The sequence below is a fragment of the Nonomuraea sp. B1E8 genome (assembly GCF_039871515.1).
In the GTDB taxonomy this organism is placed as follows: Bacteria; Actinomycetota; Actinomycetes; order Streptosporangiales; family Streptosporangiaceae; genus Nonomuraea.
In genome coordinates this window covers 950079-973183 of the sequence record NZ_JBDPLS010000001.1, presented here as the reverse complement: position 1 = coordinate 973183, position 23105 = coordinate 950079, and the positions used below count along the sequence as shown (strand labels likewise).

Sequence of the window (23105 nt, the reverse complement as noted above, 5' to 3'; positions counted from 1 at the left end):
TCCTTGACCTGTCACGTCCAGTGCACACGGATTCAGCAGGGCGTTGATCTGGAGTCGTCCTGTCGGTCTGGCTCGGCCGCGGTCTCGTCGGTGATCGCCATCAGCGCTCGCCGCAACTGCGCGTAGGCGGGCTCGCCGATCGTGCCGGCGTGCCGGCGCTCGATGTCGGCGATGATCTCATCCGCGTGACGTTGCTGGTCGAGGCCGCGTTCGGTCGGCACGACGAGCTTCGCGCGGCGGTCGGCCGGATCCGGCCTGCGTTCCACATAGCCGAGCGCCTCGAGCTCGTCGACCAGCCTGCCGACGATCTGCTTGTGCCGGCCCGAGAGCCGCGCCAGCTCCGTCGCGCGCACGCCGTCCGCGTCGAGGTAGGCCAGGATCGCCCCGTGGCGCGGGCTCACCTCGCTGTGCCCTCTCTCCGCGAGCCGCGCGAAGACCTCCCGCTGCAACGAGAACAACAACCGCGCGGCGAGGATGCCGAGGTCGGGATCCCGAGTGATCATCCGGATGCGTTCGCCGGCTGGAACGTGCGTCACGCAAGCATAGTATCACTCCGTTCCAGTCACATATTGTGATAGTCACACTTTTGTACTATTATGCCTTCTAGGCCCTGACCCGCACGGGCAGGGAACCTTTCACGAAAGGACGGACGATGAGCCGCACAGTCCTCATCACCGGGGCGACCGGAAGCGTGTCGAGCGCACTTCTCGATGCCCTCGAAGGCTCCGCCCTGGCCCTCCGGGCGCTGGTCCGGGACCGGTCCAAGGCCGGCGCGCTGGAACGACGCGGCGTCGAGGTCGTCGTCGGGGATCTGGGCGACCCGGGCACGCTCCCGCCCGCCTTCAAGGGGGTGAACGACCTGTGGCTGCTGACCGCGATGGATCCCCGAGCGCCCGAGAACAGCATGAACGCGGTGTGGGCGGCCCGCCAGGCCGGCGTGGAACGAGTCGTGCGCCTGTCGGCGATCGGCGCCGCCCACGACGCTCCCACCCCCAACGGGCGCCTGCACGCCCTCTCCGACCACGAACTGCAGGCGTCAGGCCTGCACTGGACGATCCTGCGCCCGCACGCCTTCATGCAGAACCTGCTCTGGCAGGCCGACCGCATCGCCCATGAGGGGACCTTCTCCCTCAACATGGCGCAGGGCCGGCTCGGCATGATCGACCTGCGTGACGTCGCCGACGTCGCGGCCCACATCCTGCGCGCGGAGCCGGACCGCCACCATGGCAAGATCTACACGCCGTCCGGGCCTGAGACGCTGTCCTACGCCGAGGCGGCCGAACAACTCGGGCAGGTGCTCGGCAGGAAGATCCACTACGTTGCCGCCGCCGCAGGAGACGCCCACGCGGGCATGGTCGCCGGCGGCATCTCCGACTGGCTCGCCGGGATGCTCGTGGAGTACGGGCAGGCGCTGGGCTCCGGCTTCGGCGACTTCACGACGACCGATGTCGAGGACGTCACCGGCCACCCGCCCCGCAGTTTCGCCGACTTCGCCCGCGACCACGTGGCGGCGTTCGCCGCGTAGCAGCCGGCCGCGCGAGGGCCGCTTCACGTGAGCTCCGCCAGCACGGCTGCCACGGCGTCGTACGAGTCCCCGATCCCGCCGGGGTTGCCGAGACGGTGGCGCTCCAGCCGGACGGCCCCGAGGTGGCGAATCTCATAGATCAGCGACCGCCACACCGCCGCGGGGCTTCGGTCCCGCTCCCCGTACGCCTCCCAGAACGCGACACGCTCATCCTGCCTGGACGCGGCCATCCGGATCGGCCAGTCGGCGGCCGGGTCACCCCACAGCGTGCGGTCCAGGTCGAACACTCCGGAGATGACCGGCTCGGGGGCACCTTCAGCGATCATGATGTTGACGGTCCACAGATCACCGCTGAGCAGGCGAGGCTCGGTGATCTCGTCCAGCACGGCGTGGTGCTCGGCGGCCAGCGCCGCGGCCGTGCGCAGGTCGGCGGCGTCCAGCCCCAGCCCGTCCAGGTCGGCCGCGATGTCCTGCAACGACCCGGTCACCGCCTGGCTCCACGTGTCGTACGCCGGGCCCGCCACGGGGCCGAATCTCGCGCCTCGCACCTCGTGCACCGCTCTGGCGATCTCCCCGATCTGCCGGAAGAAGCCCGTCCGTGCCTGGCGCGGATACGTACGCAGCCCCTCGGCGGCAGGAACGCCGTCGAGCAGGGTCTGCACCATGTAGTCCCTGCCGACGAGCTCGTGCGTCCAGTCGGCCGCGATGACGCGTGGCATCAACGGGGCGATCTTCGTGAGGTGGGGCACGGTGGCGTACTCGTTGCGCATGAGCTCCCGCTCTGAGACGAACTGGCGGTCCGGCCCGGGCGCGAAGCGCACGATCACTGGACGGCTCCGGCCTTCGACGGTGACGCGGTAGGTGGTGTTGTACATCCCCAGGCCCAGCTCGACCACGGACGACACGGCGGCGCCCGGGCCGAAGACCCGGCGGCAGACCGCCCGGATCTGGTCGGCGGTCACCGGCTCCTGGAACGCCCCTGCGGGCCGTTCGATCGGTTGGAAGTCCACCCCGCCATCTTGTACGAGGGCCCGCCGTGCGTGTGCGGCGTCGATGCCCGTGCTGGGTGTTCGCCGCGGTGGTGGCGCAGTCCTGCTCAGGGAGTCGGCACAGGTCATGGGTGAGACGTGGCGCGGCTTGGAGGTCGTCATCGGGCGCCACGGAAAATCGGGTGACATTTTGTGGCACTTGTCGGAATGTTGGGCGCGGTCGATGAGTTTTGTCGGTGGCGCAGGTCAATCTGTGTATGACCACAACTTCTTGTGAGACCCGAGGCTGGGATGCCAGCCGCGACGATGTCACTCCCGACAACCCCGATCGAGGTATCGTGCCCGGCCCACTGCTCGACTCACCCGCCACCTCCGCGACCGCCGTCAAGGGCCGCACCCCGCCCGTGATCCGGCTGCTGGTGCTGGCCACGTTCGTGGTCATCCTCAACGAGACGATCATGATCAACGCGATCCCGCAGTTGATGAGCGCGTTGCACATCACCGAGCAGACCGCGCAGTGGCTCTCGACCGCCTTCATGCTGACCATGGCCGCGGTGATCCCGATCACCGGATGGTTCCTGCAGCGGGTGTCCACCCGCAGCGCCTATACCGTCGCGATGGGTCTGTTCCTGGCCGGCACGGCGCTGGCCGCCGTCGCGCCGTCGTTCGAGGTGCTGCTTGCCGCCCGCATCATCCAGGCGTCCGGGACGGCCGTGATGATGCCGCTGCTGATGACCACGTTGATGCAGGTGGTGCCCGAGGAGGATAGGGGCCGGGTGATGGGCAACGTCAGCCTGGCCATCTCGGTGGCGCCCGCGATGGGCCCGACGGTCTCCGGGGTGATCCTCCAGTTCGGGTCGTGGCGGCTGCTGTTCGCCGTGGTGCTCCCCATCGCCGCCGTGGTCACGTGGAGCGGGTTGAGGCAGCTCAAGAACGTCGGGGAGCCCCGGTTCGGCACCGTCGACTGGCTGAGCGTGGTGACCGCGGCCGCGGGCTTCGGCGGGCTGGTCTACGGGCTCAGCCGGTTCGAGGGCGGTGACGTGCGCGTCGCGGCCGCGATCGTGGTCGCGGGCCTGGCGTCCATCGCCGTGTTCGTCGTCCGGCAGCTGTCGTTGCAGAAGCGGGGCGTGCCGCTGCTGGACCTGCGCACCCTGCGCCACCGCACCTACACCGTCGCGCTGATCATGATGTCGGTGTCGTTCATGGCGATGCTCGGCTCGATGATCCTGCTGCCGCTCTACCTCCAGAACGTCCGCCAGCTCAGCGCCCTGGAGACCGGGCTGCTCGTCATGCCGGGCGGTCTGGCGATGGGGCTGCTCGGTCCGACCGTCGGCCGCCTGTTCGACCGGTTCGGCGGCCGGGTCCTGGTCATCCCCGGCGCGATCGGGATCATGTTCGCGCTCATCGGCTTCACCCAGGTCACGATGACCATGCCGATCTGGCAGCTGCTCGGCCTGCACGCGCTGCTGATGGTGAGCCTGGCCGCGACCTTCACCCCGGTGTTCACCCTCGGCCTCGGAGCGGTTCCGCCGTCGCTCTACTCCCACGCAAGTTCGATCCTGAGCACGCTGCAGCAGGTCGCCGCCGCCATGGGGACCGCGCTTGTGATCACCGTGATGAGCGCGCGTGCCGAGGCCCTGCGGTCCGAGGGGGTCACGGAGGTGCTCGCCAACCTCGGCGGCATGCGGCTGGCCTTCATCATCGGCGCGGTGTTGTCCGTGCTCGTGGTGGTCACCGCCCTGCTTCTCCCGGCCCGAGCCGAGGCCCGAGCCGACAACGCCGGCGAGATCGAGGAGCCCAGCCGATCGCAGGCCTGAGCCGGGTCATCGGTCCGGGGCGGTTGGCCGGACGACATGGACGGAGATGGGCAAGGGTTTCGACGTGGCCCTGTTGCCGCCAGCGGGATGCTTTGTGATGGTCGATCCATGGGATCGACCGATGCTCGTCTTCTTCGGGTTCTGGCTGTCGCACGTTCCGCCGGAACGCTTCGTGTCCTTCTGGTCGCTGGTGGCCGACTGCCTGAAGCCGGACGGGCGGGTGTTCTTCGTCGACGACAGTTACCGGACCGCCGACGAGCTGATCGAGGGCGAGCAATCCGTGACCATCCAACGCCGGCTCATGGACGGGACCGCCTACCGGATCGTCAAGGTCCCGCACCGCCCGGCGGACCTCGAACGACAGCTCGAGCGGATCGGATGGCGCATCACGGTCCACCCGACCTCTGGGCCGCTGTTCTGGGGAGCGGGAGGGCGGGCCTGACTCCAGGAGAACTGTGCCGTCCAGGAATCCGGCGGGGTGACGCGCGGGACGGGGCACGTCAGCGTTCGACCTGCGCGAGAAAGATCCGCCACGTCGACTTGGTGATGTCGGCGGCCTCGGCGCAGATCTCCTGTGCCTCGGCGCGCAGCGGCGGCGGGGGTTGCGGCGCGTCGCTGAGCCCGTAGCAGGGGATCGGGTCGCGCATCCGCGTGAGCATCTCCTGCATGTCACTGGCGGCGAGGAGCACCCCGCCGTAGAGCAGGTCGGCATGTTCCGGGTATTGCTTGCGCAGCCGGCGCGCGGTGCCGGCGGCGACCTTGACCGCCGCCGCGAGCGCTTTGCCGCAGGTCCTGCTGCTCAGGGGGGTGCGCCGGGTGCACTTGTCCAGTTTGTCCGCGCCCGGGTGTGCGTCCATCGCGGCCCGGAAAGCGTTCTGTACGTCCTGCGTCACCTTCGGCGTCGCCGGTGATCCGGAAGGGGACGGGCCGGCGGCGGTGGTCGCCGGGGCGGGGGAGGCGGTCGCCGGAGCCGTCGTCGCCGGGGTGGCCGGTGGCGGGCCGTCCGCGCAGGCGGTGACCAGCATCCCGACGACCACGGCCGGCGCCAGGCGAACCCATCTCATCCGCGCAAGATAACATCCACATGATCGCGCGGCTACGGTCTGTCAGGAGCGCCGTCCGCCTGACGGCTTGCGATCGAGGACTCCGGGCGGCTTGCGAGCCCGCGTCCCGGACGGCTCGGGATGCGTCCTGGGCGGCTTGCGAGCGAGCGGCCGCCCAGGCGGGGGCGGTCAGACGACCAGTGCGTCCAGGAGTGACTGCAGGCGGGCGGTCTCGCGGTCGGGGCGGACGAGGGTGAAGATGCTGCGACTGGTGTTCAGCCATGGCACGTCGGCGACCACGATGTCCCGGCCGTGATCGCGCAGCGCGAGGTCGGGGACGAGCGCCGCGCCCAGCCCCGCCTCGGCCATGGCCAGTGTGATCTTGAAGTCGTCGGAGTGGCAGGTCACCCTCGGATGCAGCCGCCAGCGCGCGAACACGCCGTCGAAGAAGGACGCGTCGCTGCTCGCCGGATGGTGCACGATCCACGGCAGGTCGACGAACTGCTCCACTCGGTACGGCGCCAGGTCGGGCCAGCCGCGCGGCAGGACGACCTTGTAGCGGTCCTCGGCGACCCACCGCCGGCCCAGCGATGACGGCCACGACAGGCCGGAGTTGCCCACCTGGTAGACGATGGCCGCGTCCAGTTCGCCGCCTGCGCCCAGGCGCGGGATGAGTTGTGAGGGTTCGGCCACGGAGAGCCGGATGGCGGCGCGGTCGGCGGGCTCCATGTCGCGCAGGACGCCGGTCAGCACGTCGGCGAAGCTCGGGAAGATGCCCAGGCGGATCTGCCGCTCGCTGTTCCTGTGCACCTCCTGGACGGTGGAGGTCATGCGCTCGATGTCGATGAGCACGACCTCCGCGTGCCTGGCCAGCACCTCGGCGGCGCTGGTCGGCAGCACGCTGTGGGCGAAGCGCTCGAACAGCGTCACGCCCATCTCCCGCTCCAGGGCGGCCATCTGCTGGGAGACGGCGGAGGGGGTGTAACCGAGCCGGTTGGCGGCGGCCGCGAACGATCCCCGCTGCACGACCTCACGGAGAGTGCGCAGGTGTTCCGGCTTCAGCATCAGCAACCCTTACCCTCAGAAGCGCTAAATGTCGTGTTTGTAGCACTTCCACCTGCATTTAGCTACTCCTACAGTGAGGCCCATCACATTTCCGACCCGCTGAGAGTCCCATGAGCATCCGCGTGTACCGCAACGCCGCCATCCACACCGGAGTCGGCGAGAACCCGTTGGCCCAGGCCATGGCCGTGGAGGGCCAGACCTTGCTGGCCGTCGGCAGCGAGGCGGACGTGCGCGAGGCGGCGGGGCCGGGTGCGGAGCTGATCGACCTGGAGGGCGCCGCCGTCCTGCCCGGCCTCTACGACGCCCACATCCACACCGCCCAGTACGCCCTGAGCCTGGACGCGGTCGACCTGCGCGACGTGCGCTCCCTGGACGAGGCCCTGGCCAGGGTGGCCGCGCACGCCGCCCGGCTGCGACCGGGCGCCTGGTTGTTCGGCGGCCGCTGGAACAGCAACACCTGGGACCCGCCCGCCCAGCCGGACAGGTACGCCCTGGACTCGGTCTGCCCCAGCCTGCCGGTCGCGCTGCCCAGCGTCGACGGCCACACGGTCTGGGCCAACTCCGCGGCCCTGCGCCTGGTCGGCATCGACGCCGGCACCCCCGACCCGGTGGGCGGCGAGATCGCCAGGGACGCCGACGGGGAGCCGACCGGCATCCTGCGCGAGTCGGCGTCGTACCCGCTGCGCCACCTCATGGTCTCCGCCGACCTGACCGACCGGCTCCGCGCCGCCCAGGAGGAACTGCTCGGGCTCGGCCTGACCAGCGTGCACGACATCGACGGCGAGGACTGCCGGGCGGCCTACCTGGAACTGCGCGAGACAGGCCGGCTGAAGCTGCGCGTGCACAAGGCGATCCCGGCGACCCACCTGTCGGCCGCCATCGAGGAGGGCCGCCGGACCGGGCAGGGGGACGACTGGATCCGCACGGGGCCGGTGAAGATCTTCAGCGACGGCGCGCTCGGCTCGCACACCTGCCACATGAGCGAACCCTTCGCCGGCGATCAGGGCAACGCCGGCATCGCGGTCACGCCGTACGACGACCTCGTCAAGCTGTTCGGCAGGGCCGCGGGCGCCGGCATCGCGGTGGCCACGCACGCGATCGGCGACCGGGCCAACCGCCTGGTCATCGACGCCTACGAGGCCATCGGCCGCACCCCCGGCCTGCGGCACCGCATCGAGCACGCCCAGCACCTGCGGCCCGCCGACCTGGCGAGGATGGCCCGGCTGGGCATCGCCGCCTCCATGCAGCCCGTGCACTGCACCAGCGACATCGACCTGGTCGACTCTCTGCTGGCCGGTCACGGGGTGGCGTCCTACGCCTGGCGCGGGATGCTGAACGTCGGCGTCGCCCTGGCCTTCGGCTCCGACGCCCCCGTGGAGCATCCCAATCCGTTCGCCGCACTCCACGCCGCCGCCACCCGTACCCGCCCCGACGGCACGCCACCCGGCGGCTGGCAGCCCGAGCAGCGGCTGAGCATGGCCGAGGCCATCACCGCTCACACCCTGGGCGCGGCCTACGCGGCGGGCGAAGAAGAGCGCAAGGGCACCCTCGCGCCCGGCAAGCTCGCCGACTTCATCGCGGTGGACACCGACCCCTACCGGGAGTCACCGGACGCGGTGCTGCGCACCAAGGTCATGACCACCGTCGTCGGCGGCGAGGTCCGCTGGCAGCGAAGCTGAAGGAGAACCCCCCAGTGAACACCCGGATCCGTACGTTGCTCGCTGCCGGTGCGCTGCTCGCCGCCGCCACGGCCTGCGGCGCCGAGCCCCTCGACTCCGGCGCGGAGGCCGGGCAGTCGGCCGCGCCCGTCGTGCTCGACCAGGCCCCCGCCGAGGACAAGGCGGCCGACGTCATCAACGCGATCACCCCGGACCAGGCGCTCGCCGCCAAGGTGCCCGCCCGGCTGAAGACCGACGGGCTGAAGGTCGTCTCCTCCCTCGGCTACCCGCCGATGGAGTTGTACGCCTCCGACGGCAAGACCGCGATCGGGCTCGACCCCTCCCTGACCCGGGCCATCGCGAGGAAGCTCGGCGTCAAGGTGACCATCACCGACGAGGAGTTCAACTCGCAGATCCCCGGCGTGCTCACCGGCCGCTACGACTTCGTCATCTCCTCGATGACCGACAACGCCGAACGCCAGGGCAAGCTCTCGTTCGTCGACTACGTACGGGCGGGCGCGGGACTCCTGGTCAAGAAGGGCAACCCGGCGGGCATCTCGGGGCCTGACGACCTGTGCGGCAAGACGGTCTCCGTCGTCGACAACGGCTCCTCGCTCGCGCTGGCCGAACAGTACGACGCCGACTGCGAGAAGGCCGGCAAGGGCGGCCTGACCATCCTGAAGTTCCCCGGCGACCAGGAGGCCCTGCTCCAGGTCGGCGGCGGTCGCGCGCAGGCCAGCATCACCGACTACGTGGTGACGACCTACAAGGCCGCCGATCCCAAGCTCGGGGTGGAGGGGATCGCGCTCGAAGGCACGGAAAGCCTGTGGGGGATCGGCATGAAGCCGGACGACAAGGAGCTGATCGAGTCCGTCAAGGGCGCACTGAACTCCCTTATCCAGAGCGGCGAGTACGGCAAGGTGCTCAAGGCGTGGAACCTGGAGAAGCTGGCCGTCGAGTCCGCCACGGTCAACGGCGGTAAGTGACCGTGCGGACCGAGCCGATCCCCGACGCGACGGGCACCTCCGTCCCCGTCGCACGCACCCTGCACTGGGGCCGGTGGGTGGGCGCCGCCGCCGCCCTGGCGGTCGCGGGTTGGCTGGCCTACCTGGTCGTCGTCAACCCTCGCCTCGACTGGAGCAAGGTCGCCGAATATCTGCTCGACGACCGCATTTTGGCCGGGGTCTGGGTCACCATCGAGATCTCGGTGGTGGCCACGGTTCTCGGGCTGGTGCTGGGCGTGCTGATCGCGATCATGCGGCTGTCGTACAACCCGGTGCTGAGCGGGCTGGCCGGCGGCTACATCTGGTTCTTCCGCGGCACGCCCGTCCTGGTGCAGCTCATCTTCTGGTACAACCTGGCCTACCTGTTCCCCGAGCTGGTGCTCAAGATCCCGTTCACCATGGTCGGCGTCAAGTGGGACACCAACGAGGTGATGACCGGCTTCACCTCCGCCATGCTGGGCCTGGGGCTGAACCTGGCCGCCTATTTCGCCGAGACCGTGCGCGCCGGCATCCAGGCCGTCGACAAGGGGCAGACCGAGGCGGCGTACGCGCTGGGCATGACCCCCGGCAAGCGGATGCGGGTCATCGTGCTCCCGCAGGCGCTGCGCATCATCATCCCGCCGACGGGCAACGAGTTCATCTCCATGCTGAAGACCACGTCGCTGGTGTACGTGGTCGCCGGGCACGACCTGATGACCAACGCCAGCCAGATCTACAAGGCCAACAACCTGATCATGGAGCTGCTGATCGTGGCGAGCCTGTGGTACATGCTCATGACCGCCGTGGCGACCTTCCTGCAGGGGAGGCTGGAGCGCCGGTTCGGTTCCGACGCCGTACGTCTCGTGCGCGGCGGCGGCCTGGCGGCCAGGGTTCTGCCGAAGGCGACGGCGTGACCGCGCCGGGGACGCAGGTCGTGCAGGCCGCCGGCGTCCGGATGAGCTACGGCGACGTGCAGGTGCTCAACGGCGTGGACTTCACCGTGTCCGCGGGCGAGGTGAGCTGTGTCATCGGCCCGTCGGGCTCGGGCAAGTCCACGTTCCTGCGCTGCGTCAACGGTCTCGAGCCGGTGCTCGGCGGCAGCCTGCGGGTGCTCGGGGAGGAGGTCGGTCACACCCTGCGCGACGGCAGGTACCACCCCTGGACGCCCAGGGAGTTCGCCGCCTTCCGCCGGAACATCGGCATGGTGTTCCAGCGCTTCAACCTGTTCGCCCACCAGAGCGCGCTGGAGAACGTGGCCTGCGGGCCCGTCCACGTGCTGGGCAGCCCGGCGGACAAGGCGCGGGGGCTGGCGATGGAGCACCTGGAGCGGGTGGGACTGGCCGACCACGCGCACAAGCGACCCCACCAGCTCTCGGGCGGACAGCAGCAGCGGGTGGCCATCGCCAGGGCGCTGGCGATGAACCCGGCGCTGATGTTGTTCGACGAGCCGACGTCCGCCCTGGACCCGGAACTGGTGGACGAGGTTCTGGAGGTCATGAAAGGGCTGGCCGCCGACGGGATGACGATGGTCGTGGTGACCCACGAGATCGCCTTCGCCAGGGAGGTCGGCGACTGGCTGACCTTCTTCGACGACGGCGTGGCCGTCGAGCGGGGCCGGCCCGGCGAGCTCCTGGCCGCTCCGGGCCAGGAGCGCACCAAAGCGTTCCTGTCCAGCGTGCTCGGCCCTAAGGAGGGCCTGCGGTAGAGGGCCCGCCTTCGCGCCGGGGCCAGCCCGCCGCCGTCCTGGCCCGCGCGCCGGCGAGTTCCAGCGGCAGGGCGGCGTCCGTCTGGATAGCGTCATGACCGTCTTAATTAAAAGCCATTTTTCTGCATCGAGATAAATGGCGGGCAGTGCGCGAACAAGGCCTTTTTTATTCGCGCGGGGCCAGGGTGTGGACCTTGACACGGCGAATCTTCTAGAGGTTTTCTGGAGATATCGGCATTACGCCGCATGCGGTGTCGTGCCGTGAAAAGAAACCCGATCTTTTACGGGGATGTCCATGGCAACGTACGCGTACCGCTGTCTGGATTGCGGGCAATTCGAGGTGCGCCTGCCGATAGGGACCGCCGAGGCGGTCCGCGAGTGTCCGGTGTGCCGCTCTCCGGCCCGCCGATTCTTCACCGTCCCGAACCTCACCCGGCTTTCCCCGGCGGCGTCCGCCGCCCTGACCCGAGAGGAGCAGAGCAGGGAAGCGCCCGAGGTGGTCACGCGCGTGCCTCCGGGGCGGCGGTGGCAACCGCCGCAGCACCCGGCACTGTCGCGTCTTCCTCGGCCTTGAAACAGCCAGCAGGCGTCGCGTTCGCCGGCGGCGTGGCATCCGGCGGACGCGACCACCCGTACTGACACGAGGAGGTGCCGGATATGGGAGCCGTCGGACTGCTTTACGTAGGGGCGGTACTCTTCCTCAACGGTCTGATGCTCCTGGGAAGGGTCGAACCGAAAGCGGCCGGCGTGTTCAACCTGTTCGTCGGAGCGCTGCAGGTGATCACGCCCACCGTGCTGGTCATCCTCAATCCCACCGACGCGGCCGTGGTGCTCGGCGCGTCGGGCATCTACCTGTTCGGATTCACCTATCTCTATGTGGGCATCAACCTGCTCGGCGGCTTCGACACCACAGGGGTCGGCTATTTCTCGCTCTTCGTGGCCATCATGGCGCTCGGCTATTCCTTCGCCAACTTCCGGATCCTCGGCGATCCCGCCTTCGGCGTCATCTGGCTCTACTGGTCGTTCCTGTGGGCGCTGTTCTTCGTGCTGCTCGGGCTGAAACGTACGCGGATCACCAGGTACACCGGCTGGGTCACGGCGATCCAGGGCTGGGTCACGGCGGCGATCCCCGCCTACCTGACCCTGGCCGGCTACTGGCGCGACACCAGGCTCTTCGCGATCATCCTCGCCGTGTTCGGCGTGGTGGTGTTCGCCGTCCTGTGGCCGCTGACGCGGCACGGCGAGCCGGCCGGCGCGGCGCCCGACGAGGCGGAGGAGCGGTCGAGGCCGGAGGGCGAGCGCCGGCATCGCCCGCGATGGACCTGACGGAGCCCGCCGAGGCGGAAGAGAGGTGAGGCCCACGCCCAGCCAGGAAGGAGCCATCCGCGAGAAGAAGGGCATGCATCATGCCGAAGGTAATCTTCAAGATCGACCAGTCGAAGTCGATGCGCGACCAGGAGGTCCCGGGGCACAACCGCTGGCACCCGGACATTCCGGTGGTGGAGATGGTACGCCCCGGAGACGAGTTCCGGATGGAATGCCGGGAATGGACCGACGCCCAGATCGGCAACAACGACTCGGCGAACGACGTACGCGATGTCGACCTGACCCTCGCGCACATGCTGAGCGGGCCCATCGGGGTGGAGGGCGCCGAACCCGGAGACCTTCTCGTCGTGGACATCCTCGACCTCGGCCCGGTTCCCCAGCAGGTAGGGGAGGCGCCAGGACAGGGATGGGGGTACACCGGCGTCTTCGCCAAGGCGAACGGCGGCGGATTCCTGACCGACTACTTCCCCGACGCCTACAAGGCGATCTGGGATTTCCACGGTCAGGTCGCGACCTCCCGCCACCTGCCGGGGGTTCGCTTCACCGGCATCACCCACCCGGGACTCTTCGGCACGGCGCCATCGGCCGAGCTGCTGAGCAGATGGAACCGCCGGGAGCAGACGCTCATCGACACCGACCCGCAGCGCGTTCCGCCGCTCGGCCTGCCACCGCTGAGCGACAACGTCGTCGCCGGCACGGCGACCGGCGACGTGGCCCAGCGGATCGCCGCCGAAGGAGCGCGTACCGTGCCCGCCAGGGAGAACGGCGGCAACCACGACATCAAGAACTTCACCCGCGGAGCCCGGGTCTTCTACCCGGTCCACGTGCCCGACGCCAAACTGTCGGGAGGTGACCTGCACTTCAGCCAGGGTGACGGGGAGATCACCTTCTGCGGCGCGATCGAGATGGGAGGCTACATCGACTTCCACGTCGACCTCATCAAGGGCGGCATGGAGAAGTACGGGGTCACCACCAACCCGCTCTTCATGCCGGGAAACGTGGAGCCGAGATATTCGGAGTTCCTGTCGTTCATCGGCATCTCGGTGGACCACGACACCGACACCAACTACTACCTCGACGCGACGGTGGCCTACCGCAGGGCCTGCCTCAACGCCGTCGAGTATCTCAAGAGGTGGGGTTACAGCGGCGAACAGGCCTATCTGCTTCTCGGCGCGGCACCGATCGAGGGGCGGGTCAGCGGGATCGTCGACATCCCGAACGCGTGCTGCTCGCTCTACCTGCCCACCGCGATCTTCGACTTCGACGTACGTCCCAACACGAAAGGACCCGCCAGCCAGGATCGCGGGCAGTGCGCCGTGACGAGCTGACCGCCATACCGCACGGAGTGGCCTCCGGGATATCGCCCGGGGGCCACTCCTTAATAATATGGCAAACAATGCTTAAAGTTTTCTCCGCATGGTGGCGGCCCGCCTCCGCATGCGTCACGCGGCCGGATCGGCCGACGTGGACGGCTTTTCTCTTTCACCTGGACCGTTGCGAAGAGGGTCAACCCGGTCGCTCCGCCACGGAAAGCCCGGTAAAAGGCGCGTTATCCTTCGGCGTATCCCCCAGAACAGTTGTGAGCGCTCTGCGCCGTGAAAGGTTGATCCATGCAAGACGACGCCGTGTGGGTCCGAGGCGTTACCGGCATTCAGTTGCACCACACCACCGACCTTCAGGACGCCACACGATTCCTGAGCAACGCGGCCATGGCGCTGCGGGCCGCGCACGTGCGCACCGGGGACGACCAGTATTCCGCCATCGCCGCCCAGCTCACCACCATGGTGGAAGAGACGCGGACGCTGGAGGGCGCGGCGCGCGCACGCATGCAGGGGCTGCACGCGTCCGACCCCGAGCGGTTCGTACGCTGCCGCGAAGGGCACGAGCCGTGGCCCGACGAGATCCAGGCGGGCTTCGTGCCGCGGCACACCTGCAGAGACCAGTGCCTTTACCACGACCACGACGTTCTCGACGCCATCATGCAGTGCACCTGTGGCCAGCCCCCGTGCCGCGCCTGCGCCATCGGCGGCGCTCCGTAGAAGCGGCGGCGGTCCGTTGACGCGCGAGCGGGCCCGGACAGGTCGAACGTGACGGGGAGGGATGCTTGCCTCGCCCACCGGTTTCATGAATATCGCTGCCGCCGCCGGGGGGCGTGCTGGTAGGGGTGTAGGCATGATCTTTTTGACGCGGACGGTCAGAGTCGTCGTGCTGGCTCTGCTGGCCATCCCGATCACCGCTGTCTTCGCGACCCCGCACGCGGCGGCGGATGCCCGCAAACGATCCCAGGCCGAGGCCGGCGCGCTGGCCCGCAAGATGCTGGCCCAGTTGAAGGTGTCCAGGCCGTTATCGATTCGCGGCTACAGCCGCCGCCACTTCCAGCCGCGATGGGAGAAGTACAAGGGCAGGTGCAACACCCGCGAGGTGGTTCTGGCCCGTGACGGCCGGCGCGTGCGCAAGAACGCGGCCTGCCATCCGGTCAAGGGTGTCTGGTACAGCCCGTACGACGGCAAGAAGCTGAAGAGCGAGAGGCTGGTCGACGTCGACCATGTCGTGCCGCTGGCGTACGCGTGGCGTTCGGGGGCGAGCAGGTGGAGCCCGGCGCGCAGGCGCGCTTTCGCCAACGACCTCAAGCGGCCTGAACTCGTCACGGTCAGCCACTCCGCCAACATCGCCAAGGGCGCCAAGGGCCCGCAGAGCTGGCGCCCACCGCGCCGCGCCCACTGGTGCCGTTATGCCGTTTCCTGGATCACGGTGAAGCGCCACTACCGGCTTTTCGTGACGCGGAACGAGAAAGTCGCTCTGCTCAACATGCTCCGTAAGTGTTGACGCGGAAAGGTGCGGGTGATGTGACACGAGGTGCGGATTGTGGCGAGGGTGCAGTTTGCCAACGGGTGTAGGCCGCACACCGACATCGCCACAATCCGCGGCTCTCGTGGGAATGGATTACCACCAGTCCCAGTCGTCGCCCCACCAGGGGCCGCCCCAGCCGCCCCACCAGCGCCTACGACGGCAGCGACGGCGACGCCAGCGGCGCCGACGGCCGCAGCCTCCTCCATGCTGGAAGTCGAACGTCATTGTTCCTCCCCCGTTGATCGCATTCCTCAATTCGGACGCTAGCACCCATATCGCCATATTCAGGGACATATCCGGCAATTTCAGGGATGCTTGACGGTGAATTCACTACGTAAAGGCCGCCGATCTCGCGTGGCCCGCGGGAGCCGCACGAACGCTGATGACGACACGCGGGCCCGTTCGCCCGCGTGTCGGGGGCGGCAGCGTCAGTGGCTAGGGAAGGTACGGGCCGAAATGGTCCGCGACGATATCCGCGATCGCCTCGGCGTCACGGGAGCCGTCGACCTCGAGCACGCGGATGCCGAGCCGGCGGGCGCCGCGGACGGCGTCATCCGCGACCAGCTGGTCCCGGGCGAGGCGGTTGGCCTGCGCGCGGGCAGGGTCGCTGACGGCTTGGCCGAGCGTGCCGGCCCGGGGGCACGACCATGGGCGTGAACCGGGTCACAGGTCGGCGGCGATGATCCGCTCGATGTTGCGTTCGGCGAGCGCGGTGATGGTGACGAACGGGTTGACGGTCGTGTTGCCCGGGATCAGCGCCCCGTCGATGACGTACAGGCCTGGATGTCCGTGCAGGCGGCCGTAGTTGTCCGTGGCCCTGTTGAGGACCGCGCCGCCGAGCGGGTGGTACGTGAGATGGTCGCCCCAGATCTTGTACACGCCGAACAGGTCGGTACGGTAGATCGTCCCCTCCGTGGCGTTGATCCTGTCGAAGATCGTCTTGGCCATGTCGATGGAGGGCTGCTTCCATGCGGTCTGCCAGTCGAGCTCCACCCTGCCCGCCGCCGCGTTCCAGGTGAACTGCGCGCGGTGCGGGTTGTTGGTGATCGACAGGTAGAAGGACGCCCACGTCTCGATGCCGGTGGGCAGCGGCGCGACCTCCGCGAACGCGCCCCCGGCCGACCAGTTGTCGATGCCGCAGCAGGGGATGGCCGACTGGAGGCTGCCGGTCGGGTCCCAGAGATGGTTGGCCCGGCCGCACATGACGTTGCCGTTGTCACCCCAGCCCTTGCCGATCTCGCCGTTCAGGCCGGGCAGGGCGCCGGTGGCCTTCAGCCGTACCAGGAGTTTGCTGGTGCCGACGCTGCCGGCGGCGAAGAACACCTTGTCGGCGGTCACCGTCTTGGTCGCGGTGACGCCGCCGGCGGTGTCGAGCTGCTCGATGACGGCGGTGTACGCGCCGCCGGACCCCGGGGCGACGGAGGTGACCCGGTGCAGCGGGGAGATCGACACCCTGCCGGTGGCCTTGGCCTGGGCGAGATAGGTCCGCTGCAGCGACTTCTTGCCGTGGTTGTTGCCGTAGAGGATCTCGCCGGCCAGCGCGGACCTGGGCACGGTGCCGGCCGCCTCCTGCTGCATGTAGTCCCAGTCGTACACGTCGGGCACGAACACGAACGGGAACGACGAGCGCTGGGCGTGCTTGCGGCCCACGCGCGAATACTGGTAACAGTCGGCCGACTCGAACCAGCCGGGGTCGATGGTGGCGACGCCGAGCCCGGCGTTGGCCCGCGGATAGTAGGTGGCGTACATCTCGTCGGGATTCACCGAGGGCAGCACGGCGGCGAAGTTCGCGCGTTTGGGCACGACCGCCATGCCGCCGTTGACGAGCGAGCCCCCGCCGACGCCGCGGCCCTGGTAGACCGTGATGCCGCCGAACTCCTCGGCGTCCAGGATGCCTGTGTAGCGGGGGATGTCCCGGTCGATGGGGAAGCCGAGGAAGTTGCTGAGCGGCGCCTTCGTCCTCGTACGCAGCCAGTACGAGCGGTAGTCGGGCTCCCGTGTGTTGCAGAAGATCTTGCCGTCGGTTCCCGGGGTGTCCCAGGCCATGCCCATCTCGACCATGTGCACGTCGACGCCCGCCTGGGCGAGGCGGAGCGCGGCCACCGACCCGCCGTAGCCGGTGCCGATCACCAGGACGGCGACGCGGGCGCCGTCGGCGATCGGGGCGGACGCGGCGGCCGGCCGCGCGTGGACGCCCAGGGCGGCCAGCCCCAGGGCGGAGCCGGTCCCGGCGATGAATCCGCGGCGGGAGACGCTGGCACGTGCAGGCGGGTGTTCGTCCATGATTCCTCGCTGGGTGGCGACGAGGGCGGTCGGTGCGGGTCATCGGCCGGGGGCGGGGGTGCGGCCGCTGGGCAGGGTGCACACGGTGTCGAGCCCGAGGACGTGGTTGAGGCGGCCGAACGCCAGCCAGGAGCCCAGGCACATGGTCAGCTCCACGATCTCCAACTGGCTGTAGTGCGCGGTCATCCGCGTCCAGAACGCGTCGTCGAGGCCGTGGTGGTCGAGGGCGTAACGTTCGGCGTACTCGGCGGCCAGGCGGGTGCGCTCGTCGAAGGCGGCGGTGGTGCGCCACTCGCTGACCGCGTCGGCGAACGACTCCTCGACCTTCTCCCCGTCCCGCTCCGTCCGCCAGTCGAGGCAGAAGGCACATCCGTTGAGCTGCGCGATCCGCAACCGCGCGGCCTCGAACTCGCGCAGCCCCAGGGTCGTGTGGGCGTAGACCGACAGCGAGAACTTCGTGGCGGCCATCCCGATGCCGGGCACCATCTCGCCCCACACGTACTCGATGGCGTCCTTGCCCTCCGGAATGTCGATCTTCACGGCCGTCTCCTTCCCAGCTTGCCGGCGGGGGCGGGCCGCAGCGGCACGTCGAGCGCGTCGTAGAGCCCGGGTTCCGCGGCCACGAGCCAGTCGATGGCGCCCACCAGCCGGCCGGCCGCGGTGGCGTTGCCCCCGGCGGAGCGGTTGCCGTCCTCGTCGCTGGCCTCGACCGTGACCTCGATGCGCGGGCGGCCCTCGATGATCACGCGGTGCGCCCCGACGCCGTCGGGCGCGACCGGCCAGTCCGGCGCGCAGGAGGGGTGGATGCGGGTGACGTGCTCGACGACGATGCGGGGCACGCCGTCGACGACGCCCTGCACCTCGAAACGGACCGCTCCCTGGGTGCCCGCCTCGAAGTCGCCCATGGACCTGGTGGTCACCGTGGTGTCGAGAGGGCGGCGGTCCAGGGTTTCGCGGATCTCGTCGAGCTCGACGCCGAGCGCCCTGGCCATGAGCCGTACCTGTCCGCCCCACACCATGGACGGCACGGTGGGCGCGATCATCGGCGGCTCGTAGTCCAGGGGATGGCCCATGCCGACCAGGTGGCGGACGGCGTCGGGCTGGTCGTAGGTGGAGTAGTCGAAGATCTCCTGGCAGCGGATCGTGTCGACGGTGGTGGCGAGCCCGCTGAGGAGCAGCGGCAGCACATCGTTGCCCCAGCCGGGGTCGACGCCGGAGACGAACAGGGAGCCTCCTCCGCCGGCGATGGCGGCCAGCACGGGCTCGCGCAACTCCGGCGGGGCGTTGCGCTGGTCGTAGAGGGCGTACAGGGACGGGGTGACGACCACGGCGCCGGCCCGGACGGCCCGGACGATGTCGGCCAGGGCGTCGTCGGGCCGGAGGTCGCCGGAGGCCGCGTAGACCACGGCCCTGGGGCGGGCCGCCAGCACGGCGTCGACGTCGCCGGTCGCCGTGACGCCCAGATCGTGGCCGAGTCCGGCGAGGTCGCCCGCGTCACAGCCGATCTTGGCGGGGTCGTGGACGAGCACGGCCGCGAGCTTGAGCGTCGGGTGGGCCTCGACGGCCCGGATGGCGGCGCGGCCGATGTTGCCGGTGCCCCAGACGATCGTGGACGTCATGGGCGGAGCGTAGCAAGCGCTTGGTTAGGTGTATAGAGCTCACTTCGCCACGTACTCGGGGAACCACCAGGCGGGGCGGGGGCGGCGAGTGTCATATCGTGGCATGTCTCATGTAGGCGGCTGGACGATCCGATGGCAACGGCGCCTACAGGTCGGGGCTCAGGGGCGGATTCGTGTGGCGGGCGGGAAGCCGCCACCATTGGTCGCCGACGACGGGGTGAACGGTATTCTTCACGTCTTTTCTCCCGATTCGCGTGGCGACGGCGATCTTGTCTTCCGCGTCGTACGCGGTGCGGATGCTGGAGATCGACATTCCCGCCGCCTCGGCGAGCGCCCGCAGCCGGTACGGCTCCGGCCGTACGAATTCGCGTGCATATGCTGTGATAAGTCGTATTTGTCGTTGTATCTCGCGCCTCTGTGCGGCGAGTTCCCCGAGCCGCGCCAGCACCGGATCCTCGGCCGGCGATGCTCCTGCCGCCATCATGAGCTCCCCGACCAGGGTGTTCCTCGCCTCGCTCGCGCTTCTCGCGCGGGCCGCGTAGTCGGTGGGCTCCTCGTCCTCGTCCTTGACCGGCTCGGGGATCAGCACCTTCGCGAGTTCCTCGGTGATTTCCTTCATGCGTGGCATCCTGCGGCAGGCCGTGCGGAAAATGCAAAAGCGTGCGGAACCTGCGGTGTCGCTTGAGTGCCTTGACGTGCTACGTCCCCACATCCGCGGAGAAGAATTCTCTACCTGCGGGCCGTGCGTATGCCAGTTTGAGGAGAAAAAGCGCCATTACTCACGCGAATCTTGTGCCACTCTCGTGAACGAAAAACGAGCGGCCCCTCTGTTGTCCCAGAAAGGCCGCTCATCGCGGTGACACTCCACGCATGTCATGAAAGGAAACCGCTGCAATGAGATTAACCAGACGGAGTCCTCGGCGGGAAGAGCCCGCTCCGGCCCGCGAGCCGGAGCGCATCCCGCAACGCTGGGTGCTGATCCTGATCACCGCCTTGCTGGGCGGGCTGACCGTCGGCGGCCTGTCCGGGTGGGCCGGGGCGGGGGTCGCCACGGCCCTCGGCCTCGTCGGGCTGCTGCACCGGATCATGAACTAGCCGACGGCGGCCTTCAGAGCCAAGGGCGGCCCCCTGCTCCAGCTCCCCGGGGCGGCCGGGGAGCTGGAGCCCGTTCATCCGGAGGCCGGGCCGTTCCGCCTCTTCGTGCGGCGCCGGATCGTACGCCGCGAGACCGTCGAGGGCGCGCATGGCGGGCCTTCCTCAAATGATGGGACGCTCGGCCCGCCGCGATGGTTCACGCGTTATGTCTCGCTTTTGAAACGTTCCCACGCCGACTGCCTAGTCATGCCGAGCGACGTGCCGATGCGCTCCCAGCTGACGTCCCTGGTGCGCAGGTGCGCCACCCAGTCGCGCAGGTTGTCGTCGACCTGTGCCTGCACGGCGGCGATCTTGGGGAGATGGTCGAGGATCTGGTCGTCGGTCATGGACTCCCACAGGGGCAGCCGTGGCTCGGGTGACGGCTCGCGGCGGTCCTGCTCGATGATGTCGTTGCACAGGCCGACGCACTCGTCGCAGATGTGCACGCCAGGGCCGGCGATGACCTTGCGCACGTCCGCGCTCTTCTTGTGGCAGAACGAGCAGCGGATCTTCTCTTTCCAGGCAGGCATTGCCTGACGGTAGCTCGTCAGGCAACACCTGACAAGCCTGACCGGCGGTCCAGTTCGACCTGGGCCCGGATGATGGCCTGCCGCTCCTCGGTGATCTTGCCGCAGATCGCCACGTACGCGTCCAGCACCTTGGCGTACGACCGGCGCGCCTGGCCGAGTTGCTCGCGAAGGGCACGAACGCGCTCGGCGTGGCCGTGCCGCTCCGCCTCGGCGAGCAGCGTGCGGGCCTCGTCCACGATCTCCGCCGCCCGCATCCTCGTGCGGCGGAGCAGGGCCGAGCATTCGTGCAGCTCTCCCAGCCGAGCCGAGGAGACGATGGACTCTGCGGCGTGCACGGCCGAATCATGGCCCGTGCGCCTGCGGAGATCTGATGCCATGTCACGCCACCTCCCGGTCAAGGATGCCTAACTGTAGACGCGCAACCCGGCCGAGAGGATCACTCGCGCCGCCGGGGGGTGCTTCAGTGCTCCCCGCGGAGAGGTTTCTTCCTCCCGGAGGGAAAACCTCGTCCCTGAACATGATTCGGCGCGGGGCGAATGAGGCATTCGGTGCCCTTTACCGCCACCAATTGGAGAAATGCCGCGAACCTCCGGTGTAAGCAAAAGACGGGGTTCAAGACCTCCGATCGCCCTCCGCGGGCAGGGCCGTTCGTCACATACTGAAACCGAACGGCGGCGCAACGTGAGGTAGTGGTGATGTCGGATACGGAGAACGGCGGCGACCCGGTCGACGTCAGCGTCGTCATTCCGGTGCACAACTGCCGGGCCTACCTCGACCGGTGCCTCACCGCAGCGCTCGTCCAGCGGGTGAAGAAGGAGTTGATCGTCGTCGACGACGGCTCCACCGACGGCAGCGGCGCGCTCCTCGACCTCTACGCCGCCTACCACCCGTCCAAGGTCAAGGTGGTCCACATCGAGGGCAGCGGCGGCGCGGGCCGGCCGCGCAACGTCGGGCTCGAGCACGCCACCGGCCGGTACGTCTTCTTCTGCGACGCCGACGACCACCTCGGCCCCGAGGCGCTGGAACGCATGGTCGCCATGGCCGACAGGAACGACTCCGACATCGTGCTCGGCAAGATCGTGGGGCACGGCCGGAGGGCGCCCGTGTCGATGTTCCAGCAGAGCGCCGACCGGGTGGAGCTGGGCGACAGCAGCGTCTACAACAGCCTGTGCTGTTTCAAGCTCTTCAGAAGGGACATGCTCGATCGCCACCGGATCAGGTTCGGGGAGGGCATGCTCGTCGGCGAGGACATCCTTTTCGCCGTCCACGCCTACTGCCACGCCGAGGTGATCTCCGTGGTGGCCGACTACGAGTGTTACCACCTGATGGCCAGGCCCGACGGCACCAGCATCATGCAGCAGGCGGGCAGCAGGGACCCGCTCGCCTGGCTGGCCATGATCAGGGAGCCGATGCGGATCATGACCGAGCACGTCGAGCCGGGTCCGCTCCGCGACCACCTGCTCCGCAGGCACTTCAGGCTCGACGTGTTCACCCAGCTCGGAGCCGTGTTCCTGGAGAGCGACGACGTGCGCCGCAAGGACATCGCGCGCGAGGTGGCCGCGCTCTGCGACGAGTGGTACACGCCGGGCGTGCACGAGCGGCTCAACAGCATCGACCGGCAGCGGGCGACCGCGCTCGACGACATCGACCGCCTCGTGCGCCTGGCCCGCATCGAGAGCGCCACCGTGCGGCGGCGGCTGACCGGGGTGTGCTGGGACGGCGACCACCTGGTGGTGACGGGCTCCGCCGGGCTGCACGGCATCGCCAGGGACCACGGTCTGGCCGTGGTGCTGCGCTCGCGGCGCGACCCGGCCGCCGAGGTGGTCATCCCCGCCGAACGCAAGGGCGGCGAGTTCACCGTGCGGGTGGACGTGTCCGCGCTCGCCTCCGGGATCTGGGACCTGCGGGTGGCGGTCGAGATCGAGGGGGCGCTGCGGTTCGGCCGGCTGGGCGCGGACCGCGAGATCGGCGTCAGCCGGCCGATGCCCCGGATGATCGGCGGCGTCGTGGTCCTGCCCTACTTCACCAAGGACAACGGCAACCTCAGCATCGACGTCGGCGGCCACGTGGTCGCCGTGCCGGGCGGTGCGAGGCTCATCAGGACGCGGTGGGGTCTGGGGCAGCGGCTGCTCATCGACGGCGAGATCAGCGTCGTCGACACCGCGCCCAGGGCGGCGGCGATCCGGCGGATCGTCTGGCGGGAGCGGCGCAGCGGGCGCGAGCGGGCCGAGCCGGTGACGGCGCTGCCCGGGGGCGGGTTCGCGGCCGGGCTGGCGGTGGGCCGGCTCCCACCGGGCACCTGGGACGCGTACCTGGAGCTCGACCTGGGCGGGCCGGCCGCGCGGTTCAAGATCGAGGCGGGCGCGGGCACGGTCGTGGGACCGCGCAGGTGGTGGCGGGCGGCCCTGCTCAGGAGCGTGCGGCCGTACGCGACGCGGGGGCGGCTGAGCGCGGTGGTGCGGCGGATGACGGCCCGGGCGGTCATCAGAAGAATCATCCGCTAATTGCCAGCTATGTGCAGGTGCAAGGCCATGTCCTAAAGTGGGACCGTTGGTCCCGTCCCGCTCCGGGAGGCAGT

The 23105-nt window shown here is 69.3% G+C and carries 24 protein-coding genes; 14 read left to right on the top strand and 10 right to left on the bottom strand.

Annotated features, from left to right (window positions below):
• Nucleotides 1-32 precede the first annotated feature (32 nt).
• Nucleotides 33-536 carry a MarR family transcriptional regulator gene (locus ABGA98_RS04565; protein ID WP_347616875.1) on the bottom strand — a complete coding sequence of 168 codons (504 nt, stop codon included), beginning with the start codon at nt 534-536 and terminating at the stop codon, nt 33-35.
• A gap of 116 nt (nt 537-652) precedes the next feature.
• Here ABGA98_RS04565 and ABGA98_RS04560 point away from each other — a divergent pair, with 116 nt between their 5' ends.
• Complete coding sequence (locus tag ABGA98_RS04560; RefSeq protein ID WP_347616874.1) at nt 653-1525, top strand: SDR family oxidoreductase; 873 nt, start codon at nt 653-655, stop codon at nt 1523-1525.
• 23 nt (nt 1526-1548) lie between these two features.
• Here ABGA98_RS04560 and ABGA98_RS04555 read toward each other — a convergent pair whose 3' ends face one another.
• Entirely contained in the window at nt 1549-2535 is a 987-nt protein-coding gene (locus ABGA98_RS04555) for an aminoglycoside phosphotransferase family protein (protein ID WP_347616873.1), read from the bottom strand.
• Nucleotides 2536-2852: 317 nt separating this feature from the next.
• On the opposite strand from ABGA98_RS04555, the gene ABGA98_RS04550 reads away from it, so the two are divergent.
• On the top strand, nt 2853-4331 hold the full coding sequence (locus tag ABGA98_RS04550; RefSeq protein ID WP_347616872.1) for an MDR family MFS transporter: 1479 nt from the start codon (nt 2853-2855) through the stop codon (nt 4329-4331).
• 121 nt (nt 4332-4452) lie between these two features.
• Complete coding sequence (locus ABGA98_RS04545) at nt 4453-4773, top strand: hypothetical protein (RefSeq protein WP_347616871.1); 321 nt, start codon at nt 4453-4455, stop codon at nt 4771-4773.
• Between the two features lie 58 nt (nt 4774-4831).
• Here the strand turns inward: ABGA98_RS04545 and ABGA98_RS04540 are convergent, their stop codons facing one another.
• On the bottom strand, nt 4832-5395 hold the full coding sequence (locus tag ABGA98_RS04540) for a hypothetical protein (protein WP_347616870.1): 564 nt from the start codon (nt 5393-5395) through the stop codon (nt 4832-4834).
• Nucleotides 5396-5563: 168 nt separating this feature from the next.
• Nucleotides 5564-6439 carry a LysR family transcriptional regulator gene (locus ABGA98_RS04535; protein WP_347616869.1) on the bottom strand — a complete coding sequence of 292 codons (876 nt, stop codon included), beginning with the start codon at nt 6437-6439 and terminating at the stop codon, nt 5564-5566.
• Between the two features lie 110 nt (nt 6440-6549).
• Between ABGA98_RS04535 and ABGA98_RS04530 the strand changes: the two genes are divergently transcribed.
• From ABGA98_RS04530 to ABGA98_RS04490, 9 genes are all read left to right on the top strand, one after another.
• Entirely contained in the window at nt 6550-8118 is a 1569-nt protein-coding gene (locus tag ABGA98_RS04530) for an amidohydrolase (RefSeq protein ID WP_347616868.1), read from the top strand.
• Nucleotides 8119-8132: 14 nt separating this feature from the next.
• The gene (locus ABGA98_RS04525; protein ID WP_347616867.1) at nt 8133-9083 is read left to right on the top strand and encodes an ABC transporter substrate-binding protein; all 951 of its coding nucleotides are present in this window, start codon (nt 8133-8135) and stop codon (nt 9081-9083) included.
• A complete protein-coding gene (locus ABGA98_RS04520) occupies nt 9080-9994 on the top strand; it encodes an amino acid ABC transporter permease (RefSeq protein WP_347616866.1) in 915 nt (304 codons plus the stop codon). Before ABGA98_RS04525 ends, ABGA98_RS04520 begins: the two co-directional genes overlap by 4 nt.
• A 41-nt stretch (nt 9995-10035) precedes the next feature.
• A complete protein-coding gene (locus ABGA98_RS04515) occupies nt 10036-10785 on the top strand; it encodes an amino acid ABC transporter ATP-binding protein (RefSeq protein ID WP_347617705.1) in 750 nt (249 codons plus the stop codon).
• Between the two features lie 657 nt (nt 10786-11442).
• Nucleotides 11443-12111, top strand: coding sequence for an AmiS/UreI family transporter (locus ABGA98_RS04510; protein WP_347616865.1), 669 nt, complete (start codon nt 11443-11445; stop codon nt 12109-12111).
• An 80-nt stretch (nt 12112-12191) separates the two neighbouring features.
• Nucleotides 12192-13439: a formamidase gene (gene fmdA, locus ABGA98_RS04505; protein WP_347616864.1), complete on the top strand. Its 1248-nt coding sequence runs from the start codon at nt 12192-12194 to the stop codon at nt 13437-13439.
• 282 nt (nt 13440-13721) lie between these two features.
• Nucleotides 13722-14150, top strand: coding sequence for a hypothetical protein (locus ABGA98_RS04500; RefSeq protein WP_347616863.1), 429 nt, complete (start codon nt 13722-13724; stop codon nt 14148-14150).
• 133 nt (nt 14151-14283) lie between these two features.
• Nucleotides 14284-14937, top strand: coding sequence for an HNH endonuclease family protein (locus ABGA98_RS04495; protein ID WP_347616862.1), 654 nt, complete (start codon nt 14284-14286; stop codon nt 14935-14937).
• 480 nt (nt 14938-15417) lie between these two features.
• Nucleotides 15418-15618 carry a hypothetical protein gene (locus ABGA98_RS04490; protein WP_347616861.1) on the top strand — a complete coding sequence of 67 codons (201 nt, stop codon included), beginning with the start codon at nt 15418-15420 and terminating at the stop codon, nt 15616-15618.
• 6 nt (nt 15619-15624) lie between these two features.
• Here ABGA98_RS04490 and ABGA98_RS04485 read toward each other — a convergent pair whose 3' ends face one another.
• From ABGA98_RS04485 to ABGA98_RS04470, 4 genes are all read right to left on the bottom strand, one after another.
• Complete coding sequence (locus ABGA98_RS04485; RefSeq protein WP_347616860.1) at nt 15625-17244, bottom strand: GMC oxidoreductase; 1620 nt, start codon at nt 17242-17244, stop codon at nt 15625-15627.
• 39 nt (nt 17245-17283) lie between these two features.
• Nucleotides 17284-17784: a carboxymuconolactone decarboxylase family protein gene (locus ABGA98_RS04480; protein WP_347616859.1), complete on the bottom strand. Its 501-nt coding sequence runs from the start codon at nt 17782-17784 to the stop codon at nt 17284-17286.
• Entirely contained in the window at nt 17781-18863 is a 1083-nt protein-coding gene (locus tag ABGA98_RS04475; protein ID WP_347616858.1) for a dihydrodipicolinate reductase, read from the bottom strand. Before ABGA98_RS04475 ends, ABGA98_RS04480 begins: the two co-directional genes overlap by 4 nt.
• Nucleotides 18864-19008: 145 nt before the next feature.
• The gene (locus tag ABGA98_RS04470; protein WP_347616857.1) at nt 19009-19482 is read right to left on the bottom strand and encodes a hypothetical protein; all 474 of its coding nucleotides are present in this window, start codon (nt 19480-19482) and stop codon (nt 19009-19011) included.
• Between the two features lie 275 nt (nt 19483-19757).
• On the opposite strand from ABGA98_RS04470, the gene ABGA98_RS04465 reads away from it, so the two are divergent.
• Nucleotides 19758-19958, top strand: coding sequence for a hypothetical protein (locus ABGA98_RS04465; protein WP_347616856.1), 201 nt, complete (start codon nt 19758-19760; stop codon nt 19956-19958).
• 203 nt (nt 19959-20161) lie between these two features.
• On the opposite strand, the gene ABGA98_RS04460 is transcribed toward ABGA98_RS04465, so the two are convergent.
• Nucleotides 20162-20527: a ClpX C4-type zinc finger protein gene (locus tag ABGA98_RS04460; RefSeq protein WP_347616855.1), complete on the bottom strand. Its 366-nt coding sequence runs from the start codon at nt 20525-20527 to the stop codon at nt 20162-20164.
• Between the two features lie 17 nt (nt 20528-20544).
• Complete coding sequence (locus ABGA98_RS04455; RefSeq protein ID WP_347616854.1) at nt 20545-20904, bottom strand: hypothetical protein; 360 nt, start codon at nt 20902-20904, stop codon at nt 20545-20547.
• Nucleotides 20905-21222: 318 nt separating this feature from the next.
• Here ABGA98_RS04455 and ABGA98_RS04450 point away from each other — a divergent pair, with 318 nt between their 5' ends.
• A complete protein-coding gene (locus ABGA98_RS04450) occupies nt 21223-23031 on the top strand; it encodes a glycosyltransferase (RefSeq protein WP_347616853.1) in 1809 nt (602 codons plus the stop codon).
• The last annotated feature ends 74 nt before the right edge of the window (nt 23032-23105 follow it).